Source organism: Mucilaginibacter sp. P5_A4 (assembly GCF_056400605.1).
The window spans coordinates 81,905-92,885 of sequence record NZ_JBFUKX010000022.1; the positions used below are offsets into that span (position 1 = coordinate 81,905).

General features: G+C 42.5%; 7 protein-coding genes. 1 reads left to right on the top strand and 6 read right to left on the bottom strand.

Going from position 1 to position 10,981, the window contains the following annotated elements; translation table 11 throughout:
• Positions 1-22 precede the first annotated feature (22 nt).
• The 3 genes from AC1DQW_RS14945 to AC1DQW_RS14955 all read right to left on the bottom strand — a co-directional run bounded on the left by AC1DQW_RS14945 (position 23) and on the right by AC1DQW_RS14955 (position 5,836).
• Positions 23-1,849, bottom strand: coding sequence for a RagB/SusD family nutrient uptake outer membrane protein (locus AC1DQW_RS14945; protein ID WP_477454815.1), 1,827 nt, complete (start codon positions 1,847-1,849; stop codon positions 23-25).
• A gap of 12 nt (positions 1,850-1,861) precedes the next feature.
• The gene (locus AC1DQW_RS14950) at positions 1,862-5,062 is read right to left on the bottom strand and encodes a SusC/RagA family TonB-linked outer membrane protein (RefSeq protein ID WP_477454816.1); all 3,201 of its coding nucleotides are present in this window, start codon (positions 5,060-5,062) and stop codon (positions 1,862-1,864) included.
• A 93-nt stretch (positions 5,063-5,155) separates the two neighbouring features.
• Complete coding sequence (locus AC1DQW_RS14955) at positions 5,156-5,836, bottom strand: DUF3826 domain-containing protein (RefSeq protein WP_477454817.1); 681 nt, start codon at positions 5,834-5,836, stop codon at positions 5,156-5,158.
• Positions 5,837-6,290: 454 nt separating this feature from the next.
• Here AC1DQW_RS14955 and AC1DQW_RS14960 point away from each other — a divergent pair, with 454 nt between their 5' ends.
• A complete protein-coding gene (locus tag AC1DQW_RS14960) occupies positions 6,291-7,178 on the top strand; it encodes an AraC family transcriptional regulator (protein ID WP_477414341.1) in 888 nt (295 codons plus the stop codon).
• On the opposite strand, the gene AC1DQW_RS14965 is transcribed toward AC1DQW_RS14960, so the two are convergent.
• From AC1DQW_RS14965 to AC1DQW_RS14975, 3 genes are all read right to left on the bottom strand, one after another.
• Positions 7,175-8,107: a dihydrodipicolinate synthase family protein gene (locus tag AC1DQW_RS14965; protein ID WP_477454818.1), complete on the bottom strand. Its 933-nt coding sequence runs from the start codon at positions 8,105-8,107 to the stop codon at positions 7,175-7,177. The genes AC1DQW_RS14960 and AC1DQW_RS14965 overlap by 4 nt on opposite strands.
• On the bottom strand, positions 8,074-9,693 hold the full coding sequence (locus tag AC1DQW_RS14970; protein WP_477454819.1) for a sodium:solute symporter family protein: 1,620 nt from the start codon (positions 9,691-9,693) through the stop codon (positions 8,074-8,076). Before AC1DQW_RS14970 ends, AC1DQW_RS14965 begins: the two co-directional genes overlap by 34 nt.
• 670 nt (positions 9,694-10,363) lie before the next feature.
• Positions 10,364-10,813 (bottom strand): endonuclease domain-containing protein, encoded by a 450-nt coding sequence (locus tag AC1DQW_RS14975; RefSeq protein ID WP_477454820.1) that lies wholly within the window; start codon positions 10,811-10,813, stop codon positions 10,364-10,366.
• Between the last annotated feature and the right edge of the window lie 168 nt (positions 10,814-10,981).

The window sequence follows — 10,981 nt, forward strand, 5'->3', positions numbered from 1 at the left end:
AATGCTATCACTTTATGTTTAATTATAATAATGGGTCGAATGTTCCGCCCCATCCAACATTTTGCTGCAGTTTAGGGTTATTGGTAATTGATGAAGTTGGAATACCAAAGAAATAGTATTCATCTTTCCAGGCAATGGTGTAGCCATTATCAAGCTTTTTGGTGTTAAGCGTAAAGTATTGATATGCCTGATCGGCGGTTAAACCATCCCTGCCAGCAAACGGCGAAACACTAAGACTTGTAGGTGCAGTTGCCGAATTAACGTTCCATTGAATCCCGGTTCTTGTTTTGCCATTTAAGGTATTGGCAAACAGCTTCCTCCTGCGCAGATCCCAGAAACGCTTACCTTCAAATGCAAATTCTATCTGGCGCTCAAACATAATTGCATTAATCATTTCAACCTGGCCCATACCTGTTTTTAAGCCATACAAGTTATCTGCTCCGGCCTCTACTCCGGCTCTTTTGCGTATTTGTACTAAAAGGTCGTAAGCTTCTGAAATCCTGTTGGTAGCAGCTGCGCATTCGGCCTGGTTTAACAGTACTTCTGCGTAGCGGATCTCCATCCAATCTGTACCTTCATACTGCACGTTACTTTGCAGCGTTGCGGGATCAATAGCTTTACGGCAATAAAAACCGGTTGATGACGCCTTTGGTTCCACTGTACTAAAAGTAGTTGGCTTGTTAAGGCTGGGATTGTAAAAATATGTCCATAACCTGTAATTCAAATTATTGATGATATACCATGTACATCCGTTGTAGGCTATAGTTTTATCAAAGCGGGGATCACGGTTTTGGTAATAAGTTTGATCGCTGTAAGTGTATTTCGATTCAGCAGGCAGTTTACCATCTTTCATCGGGTATGCTTTTACCATTTCCCAGGTGGGCTGGTTACTGCCGCCGCCGGTACCTAAATATGATGGTCTTGTAGCATTATCGTAACCATTGCTTTTTTTGGTGTCGGTAGTAAAGTTGTTATACCCTGTAACCATAACTGCCTCCGGGTTGTTAACTTCGGTAAACCACATATTTTCATACGATGAGTTTAAGCCAAAAGCACCCGCCTGCAGTAACGTTATAGCCTGGGTATTTGCCGCATAAGCGGCCTCCCATCTTTCGGGCAGGCTTGCCGGGTTGTTTTGATCGCTGGCCCCGGCGGTTACAAACTGAGGGCTTGCCCACGTTAACAATACGCGGCCTTTGAAAGCTGCAGCTGCACCCGCTGTTATGCGCCCCCAATCTGAACCGTTCCACTTTGCAGGTAAATATTTAATACAGCTATCCAGGTCGGCGCTGATTTGTTTAATACACTCCGATGTTTTATTACGCGGCAGTAAGGCAGCATCTTTTGCTTCCTGGCCAACAGCCTGCAATGGGGTTAATACCAATGGCACACCGCCATATAAACGTACCAGATCGAAATAACGGAAAGCGCGTAAAAATAAAGCCTGCGCTACCAACCTGTTTTTAGTGCCTAATGGCAGCGTTCCGGCGTTTACATCCCTGATAAAGGTGTTGATAAAACGGATCTTACCATAATTATTGGTTATGTTAACAGATGTTGCAATATCTCCCACATCTTCGGCAGTTAATGTTCCCCTGAAAAATTTGGTATCCGAATAAGATTCCTCTGATAACGAATTTGGGTTGCCTATAGCACCGCCGGTAACACCAGCCCAATCGGGCAGGTTTGAATTGTATATGTAATTAAGGTTTAATACCGCCAAAGTTGAATCATTGAAGATCTGGTTTGCCACAGCATTGCCCTGGTCAACATTGTTAAGTACTTTTTTGCAGCTTGTAATTACCGTTGCTAAACATATCACCGGTAATAATATTTTATGAATTTTCATTTGCTTTAATAATTAAAAACCAACATTTAAACCAAAAGACACCGTTTTGAGCGTGGGGTAGACATTGTATGAAGTGGCGTTATCCCTATAGGTGAAGGGGTTATAAAAATTAAACGGATTGGTTGCCACCGCGAATGCTTTTATGCTTCCTATGCCCATCTTTTTTGTAAGTGATGAAGGGAACGTGTATGACAGGTTTATATTAGTTATTTTAAATGTGTACGAACTCCTAAACCAAAATGAAGATGTTAAAGTATATGAATCTGCGTAATAAGGCGCAGGATACGCTGCGTTTGTATTGGTAGGAGTCCAGTGGTCCGACCAAAACTCCGGCCGGTTATCGGTAGCTTTTGATAAGGCTCTTGCATCGCCTTCAACCAGGCTTTGCCCGCCAAACGACATACCCATAGTTACATTAAGACTTATGCCTTTATAACCACCACCAAAATTCAGCCCCAGGCCGTAGTGGTTGCTTGACTTATTGGTAAGGTAATCCTGGTCTTCTTCGCCTATTTTACCATTAGGAGCTGTGTACTGGCCAGTGGCATCTTTAGGACCGCGTACATCCTGATAGTACAACATTCCCGGCGCCGGCACCAGGCCGTTGATCCGTACAGCATCCGGCGAAATACCAGCTGCAGCAGCCATCTGTGCTTTTACAGCATCAGCCTGTTCCTGTGTCCTGATCATACCCTGGTAATGGTAACCAAATACACCCTTATCACTCGGGCGCCCTGTTGCATCAAGGTAAGTACCCACATTGCCAAGCGGCTGGTCAACTCTCAGGTTTTTATCATCAAACCATGATAAAAACGGGCTAAAGTTGTAACTAAAATCTTTTCCTATCCTGTCTTTCCAGCTCAATGAAATTTCATAACCAAATGTGTTAACCGATGCAAAGTTTTCTGTAGGCGGCGCAGCACCAATCAGTACCGAAACTGACGATGTTAAAGCCGATAACATGTTATACCTGTGCGAATAATATCCATCAGCAGTTAATGATAAGCGGTTTTCTAAAAATTGGGCATCAATACCGAAATTGGTGCTTAGGTTGCTATCCCATGTTGTATTGGCATTGGCAATTACAATATTTGGCGCATAGGTTAAGCCTCTGTCGTTATTTCCGCCAAATACGGCACCTTTGCCTGTTTCTAATTTATAATTCTCCTGGTACAGGAAAGGTTTTGAACTATCGTTACCTAATAAACCAACAGATCCCCTGATTTTAAAGAAATTAACAAACCTGATATTATTTTTAAAGAATCCTTCCTCTGACATTACCCAGCCTAATGAACCGGATGGAAAATATCCCCATTGATGGCCCGGCGCAAAGTTGTTGTTAGCATCGGCACGGATGGAAAGTTCAACCAGGTATTTATCAGCGTAGGCGTAATTTACACGGCCGGCATAAGCCAGGCGGCCAAACTGCAGCACCCTGCCATTTGCCTGATCGGTGCTTTGGGCGCCGGTTGCAAACTGCATATTATCAAAACCGCCTACGAGGGTACCTTCACGATAGGCCTGTAAGCTTTCGCCCGAATCGTGCTTTTGCTCAAATAAAGCAATGGCCGATAAATCATGTTTGCCAAAGCGGGCAGCGTAAGTTAAATTACCATTTACCTGGTACACATTGGTAATACCGGGGGTAAAACGTACGATATCACCATTTTTGGCCGAAATTACACTTTGAACATCTCCACCTACTATATGCTTATTTTCACCCAGGTTGGTGAATGAGTACATGTTATACCTGGTACCGTATTGTTTGCTAAAATCGTTGTTGATATTACGATTGTAGCTTACGTTAGCTTTCAGGCCTTTTATAAAAGGAATTTCATATTCGGCATTGGCCAAAACATTTAACATGGTTGTGTTTTGAGATGTGTAGTTATTTAACTTTTGTATCTCGAAGAAATTCGCCCCTTGAAACGATCCTGTATTTGAGGCCTGCAGCACCGGTAAGCCGTTGTAATACATCGGCTGAAACTGCGGAATTGACAGCAAGGATTTAAAATCGTTGTCCAGGCTTTCTGATCCCTGTTTAAAATAATACCTTTTGCTGTAATAAGTGTCGCCGCTAATTGATAAACCAACTTTTAAGCCACTTGCAACTTTGGCATCAGCACTGGCCCTGAATGTAAATTTGTTGGTGCTGGCCCCTTTAAAGTTTGAATTTTGCTGCGTGTAAGTACCTCCTGCAAAATAAGTTGCCTTATCATTACCTCCGCTAACTGTTAAAGCATGGCGCATAATGTATGATGATTGCCAGGCTTCTCTTAAATGATCCGAACTGTTATTGGCAAAATAGTCTAATTCATCCGGGCTGTAGTAAGCGACATCTTTTGTTGTACCGGTTCCTATAACACCTGTAGGCGATAAGGTATAGTTGTTTTTGGTTTGCGTATAATCATTAAGATAGGTTGCCTGTTGTAAACCAGTCATCATATGCGGCAATTCAACTGCATCAGATATACCGTACGATCCGCTGTAGGTTACCTTAGGGGCGCCCACCTGGCCACGTTTCGTTTTAACAATAACAACACCGTTTGCACCCAAAATCCCATATATTGCTGCGGCGGCATCCTTTAATATCGAAATGCTTTCAACCTCGCTTGCATCAAGCAGGTTAAAATCATTAAGTGTTCTTTGATTGTCATCTATGATAAATAAAGGATCGGTTTTACCATCTTTTGCAAAAAACACAGGATTACGAATCTGTATTGTAGCGTTTTCGCCTGGCCTGGCAGTGCCGCCGGATACAGAAACGTTGGGCAGCTGCCCCCGCAAGGCTGCAGCGAGGTTGGTTGTTGGTATATCCTGTATGTTTTTCATTTCCACGCTTGCAATTGCACCCGTAAGATGAGTTTTCTTTTGTGTACCATAACCCACTACAACCACTTCGTCGAGGCTGCTTTGCGATGGAACCAGTTTAAAATCGGCATTCATTTCGCCCTCCCTCAAGGCTTTTTCCTGGTAGTTGTAGCCTATAAATTTTGCACCGATCACAACCGTTTGCAAATTTGTGGCCTTAATGGCGTACTTGCCATCGGTACCAGTTACACTGCCTGTGGTGCTTCCCTTTACCGTAATGGTAGCGCCAGGCAGGGGCAGACCATTTTCGTCGGTCACCATGCCCGTTATGGTCCGGTTCTGGGCCTTTAGCGTACTGCTAATCAGGAGCAGTGCAAAAAATAAGTAAAAAACTCTTCTCATAAAGGTTTAATTTAGTTTCATGATTTAATTAATTGGTATAGTTTACTTCCCGGGTAATACTTCTCACGTTACCGGCCCGGTGCTTCGTTTAAATTATTGTTTGGCTGCTGCCCTTTCCTTAATTCTTTGCTGCCATTCCTCCCCTGCTTTTTTCATATCATAGCCTTGTGCCGACAGGTAGTTATTGATGCGGCCTTTAAATTTTCCAAACCAGGCATGCTTTTTTTCCGACGATTCGGCATCCATCGCGTTTTCGCGGGCCTCTAACAGCCAGCCTTTAATTTTATCCTTTTGCACAGTGGTGAGCGTGGGCAATTCATCCAGGTAAGCGGTGTAAGTTATAGGGTATACCCTGTAGGTCATGCCATCCTTAACTTTATCAACCTGGTTGGGGTTTAGTTCCCTGCCTAATTTTGAAATATACTTTGTATGCTGTGCTTTCAGTTGCCTGGTAACGTTACTGTCCACGTCGGCTATTTTAGCTTTGGCCGCCGCTTTATCATCACCGGCTTGTTCCTTTATCTGCTTGCTTTGGGCGCTGCGTGTGTTATATATATCATTAAGTGCATGATACTGATCTGCGATAATATCACGAACCTTTTTATACTTTACCGAATCGGTAATATTTAACACATCAACAATTTTACCGGAGCGCTTTGTAATTACCTGTGTATAATTATCGTTGTTGGTATTTACTGAAGGGGCCTGGGCAAATGTGCTTATACACCCTACGGAGAGGAGCGCCAGCAGTATTAAACATTTCTTTATTCTCATAATCTTAACTTTAAGGTAAGTTATATTTATATATTTTAATAAAATAACAATAATCTGTAAATCAACAAATTAACTTTATATTGTAGTTTTTATCACAATTTATTTGCACATATCACAATTAAACTGACACATAATAATCATCAATACTTTAACTTAAAAAACAATATTGATATTTAACTATGTTGGTTTATATAATTGGTAACCGCACCTGGTATTACAGGATGCTTTAACAAATATCAAATATTAGGTAGTGCCATTTCTACCTGTATTTATCAATTTATTGTACGATCCTATCATAACACTGTTTTTCCTGTACATCCTGGTTCTGTCAAAAGAATGTTACCTTTTTATAATCAATGTTTGCTTAAAAATTTATAATTTTAAAAATTGTAAGCCAATTAGCAAGCAGTGTTTAAACTGCTAATTTTATTAACAGTTTATTGATTTTTTAAAAATGAAGCCTCATTTCCTTAAGGTTGCTGTAAAACCACAGAACTCTTTTAGCATCAGGCATGATATTTTACCAACCTTTAGGGGCATATGGCATTATCATCCCGAACTGGAGCTTCACTATGTAATTAAGGGCGAAGGTGTGCGTTTTATTGGTGATAATATCAGCAATTTTTCGCCCGGCGAAATAACTTTACTTGGCGAAGCGCTGCCGCATTGCTGGCGCTGCAAGGATGAATACTTTTTGCCGGATTCGGGCCTGAATGTGGAAGTGATAGTTATTCATTTTTTGCCGGATTGCCTGGGCAAATACCTGTTGAACTTACCTGAAGCTTATATGCTGCCAAAACTTTTTGAAAAGGCCAAAAGCGGGATGGTTATTAAGGGTGAGGCAAAAACACGATTGGCTAATTTGATGTGGCAGGCGGTAAATGCAACCAATCTCGACAGGATTATTGTTCTGCTGTCTATTTTAAAAATACTGACAGAAAACGACGACTTTGAGCCGATCATATTATCGCACAACGAGTTTCATCAGTCGAACGAATCGGATACCATTCGCCTTAATAAGGTTTGCTCCTATACCCTGGCTAATTATAAAACCGAAATAAGTCTTGAAAAGATAGCAGCCATTGGCAACCTCAGTGTTACCTCGTTTTGCAGGTATTTTAAGCTGATGACCAAAAAAACCTATTTTGATTTTTTAACCGAAATCAGGATCAGCCATGCCTGCCGGTTTTTAATTGAGGATAAGCTGCCTACCGAAGTGCTGTGCTTTGAGTGTGGTTATAATAACATATCAAACTTTTACCGCCATTTTAAAAGGGTAACCAACATGACCCCGCTTGAGTACAAAAGGCGGTACATTAAAGGGCAAAAAGCCGCCAGTTAATAAATTTTTATGCCAACCTCGTTTTGCAGGTGGGTGTAATTGCTGTACAGATCCTCAATCTGGATGCGGATGGCCGGTGAAAAATAGCCAACATCTCGCCTTGTTTTGGTCGAAATTTTTAATCCCCGTTTGGTTAAGCAGTATTTGGCCACTACGGGATATACATTATGCATCACATCCATGTTTTCAATCAAAAACTGCTGTACGGCATCCACTTCATACTGTAGGGATTCATCAGCATAATTATTGCATAACCATACAATAAGCTCAGGGAAAAAATTACCCTGAATGCAGGACAATCCTGCCGAGCCCGTTTTTAAAGATGCAACCGCATGCCCCATATAAGCATCGTACAAACCAAAACCGGGGTTAATTTTACCGGCCTCTAATTTTTGCTGCACCTCGTCGATATTTAGGCAGGTATCTTTATGGTAAATCACCCGGCCGGTAGCCACAAAATCGGCAAGTTGCCGGGGCGATAATAACCTTTTGTAAGGTACCGGGCATTCATAAAAACCTAAGGGGATGTTAGCTGTTTGATCTAACAACTTAAATAACTGGTAATTAAATACCGCATCCGACTCATCGGCATCTGCCAGTAAGCTGGTAATTACAATTACAGCCGAAGTACCTGTATCGTGCACTTTTTTTACAAAATCGGCTTGTTGGGCAACCGGACCGCCAAACGTACCCGTGGCTACAACGGGTACCGCGCCATTGACAATTTTTATAACATGTTTTATAATCTGCAACCGCTCCTCATCCTTAAGTTCAAACATTTCGCTGGATAAGCAATTGGCAAATACCCCGGTGGCCCCTGCCTGCAGATACATTTCTGTAAGCTGGGTAAGTACATCATAATCAATAGCTCCATTGTTTTTAAAGGGAGTTAACATTACTGGGATAAAACCTTTTTTAGCCTGTTCCATTTTGATGTTTGTGTTGTGTTTAATTTATTTTTCGCTGTAAACCACCCTGTTTTTGTTAAAAATATACCGGTGAGGAAAATAGTGAGTGTACCCACTACGATGATGAGGTTGGTATTTAAAGTACTGCGGAGCGATGCATACTGATCTGGAATAAGAGCAGGGAAAGTAAGCCACATAATTACCAGCACCCCAATAATTGTTGCTATAATTGCTTCATAGTTACGCGTTTGCCTGCTGATGATGCCCAACAGGAATAAGCCCAGCATACCAGCCGCGAATATGCCCGATAGTTGCCACCACACATCCAGGATACTTTTAACGCCTATCATAGCTATACCTGCTCCCATACCCGCCAGCCCGAAAACAACAGTACCGATATGTAAAATATTAAGCGTTTGCTTATCATTTAGCTGTGTTTTAAAATATCGCTTATAGATATCAATCGTAAAAACGGTAGCCGATGCATTCATGCCCGAGCTGATAGTGCTCATGGCTGCCGAGAGTATAGCCGCCACAATAACCCCAACCAGCCCGGCAGGGATTTTGGTTACCATAAAGTGAGGCATAATTTTATCGCCATAATCGGCAGGCGTTAATTTGGCCATCACACTACGTACCTGGCTTGCAGAAGCCGTGGCCGGCAGGCGTTCAATGGCTGCCTGGTGTTTAATGCTCAAAATAAGATCGGGGTGCTGACTGTAGTAAGCATATAAACAGGAACCTATTACAAAAAACAGGAACGATGCAGGTACATATATCGCCACACACAGCCAAACCGACTTTGCAGCCTGCCTGGTTGATTTTGCTGCATGGTAACGCTGTATATAGTTCTGGTCCATCCCAAAATTGTTAAGGTTGATAAAAAATCCATAAAACAATATCACCCAAAATGTTGGCTGGGTAAGGTCGGGCGAAAAACTGCCCAGATCAAATTTGTGACTGGCCAGGCCGATGTCCAATATTTTTGTAAACCCACCGGAGATATTGGTTACTAACAAGTAAATGATCAGCACAGCGCCCAGTGTTTTAATGATACCCTGCACTACTTCTGTCCATATTACTGCTTTTATGCCACCCGACACGGTGTATATGATGATGGAGACACCCATTATCAGCATAATCATTTTCATTGATACACCGGTAAGTGCCTGCAGGCTTAACGCGATACCAAAAAATACCGAGCCCATGCGGGCCAGTTGCGTAAGTAAAAAACAAATAACAGCATAGGTGCGCGCCCAGGGACCAAAGCGTTTTTCGAGATGTGTATAGGCCGATACCTCGCCTGTGTTACGATAAAATGGTACAAAATATTTAACCGCAATCCATGCAGCAAGCGGCATGCTCAGGCTAAATACAAAAGCGTTCCAGTTACCACCATAGGCTTTGCCGGGTACACCCAAAAAAGTATTGCTGCTTAAAAAGGTGGCGTAAATAGACAGACCAATAGCCCAGCCCGGTATTAAACCCGATGCCATGGTAAACTGCCTGGCATTTTTATTCTTTCGCGAAAAATAAAAGCCCACCAGTATCATCCCTATCAGGTAAATACCTATAATGGTAAAATCGAGCAGGGGTAACACTTTCATGCGTTAAACAAAATTTCTATTAAGATTTATATTGCGGTTTAAAACTGTATAAACAAATGTACCATTGTGGTAGTATCATTTACTATAACATTTTTTCAGGCTATTGTATGATATTAGCATTTGGCTTAGGGGAAAACGCTTTTAAAAAAGACACCGAAGTCATGTCGTCCGCCAACTGGTCGGATCGGCATCCCACGTGCAGGTCTGCAACATACAGGTCGAATGAGGTATATCGCATAGCGGCGAGTTGACTCACCCCGACGAGGCTGCGCCCGTCACCCCTCTCTCCGCTTCGCGCATAGAGGGGGCAAAAAAGGTAAAAAAAAACTCCTCAACCCTCTTTGCGGCGCAGCCGGAGAGAGGGTGGCCCAGCGAAGCGTCGGCCGGGTGAGTCGTAGCCGGCGTTCAACCGGATGTTTGTGTAAACCCCAACTTATGATCAGTAGTTGTAAAATTTTACGGAACTCTCAAGGAGGAATGACGTATATCGCATAACAGCGACTTGACTCACCCCGACGAGGCGGCGCCCGTCACCCCTCTCTCCGACTGCGTCGCATAGAGGGGCAATAAAACAAAAATTGAGCTTCACCCTCTTTGCGGCACAGCCGGAGAGAGGGTCGGCCAGCGTAGCGTAGCCGGGGTGAGTCGTAGCCAGCGTTCAAAGCCAGCGCTATAAGTGCATCCTTATTTTATTCAATACAGATTTCGTATTGCTTATAATTTCGTCGTTTTTAAATCTCAAAATAGTCAATCCCAGGGTTTGCATTACTTCATCACGATTTTGGTCGTATTCTTTTTTTAACAGGTGGATGGGACCATCGGCTTCTATTACAAGTTTCCGTTCGGCGCAATAAAAATCAGGGATATAATACGTATCGCCTTTAATGGTCGACTGAACACAAATCGGAAATTGCCTCAAAAACTTTTTGTTGTTTAGTTGTCTATTCCTAAGATGCTGCCATAAAACTTTTTCGGCAGGCGTTTCCTGCTGTCGAAGTAGCCGGCAAAGCTCTATGATGGATGACATGGATAAAAATACAAATAATTTCAAAAATGCAAGGCGGCAACAACTCACCCCGACGAGGCTACGCCCGTCTGCCCCTCCTATGTTTGTTGTCATAATATAAGCAAATAAATTTGCATTATAAAGTGAGGAGGAATGAGAGCAGAGTTTGCCCCAAACAACCCATTGGTATGTTGAGAGAGAGATACTGCCTCATTTCTTTTTACCCTTTAGCGTTTGAACAGAATGTAAGGAATATTGCATAGCGATATATCCAGGATATCC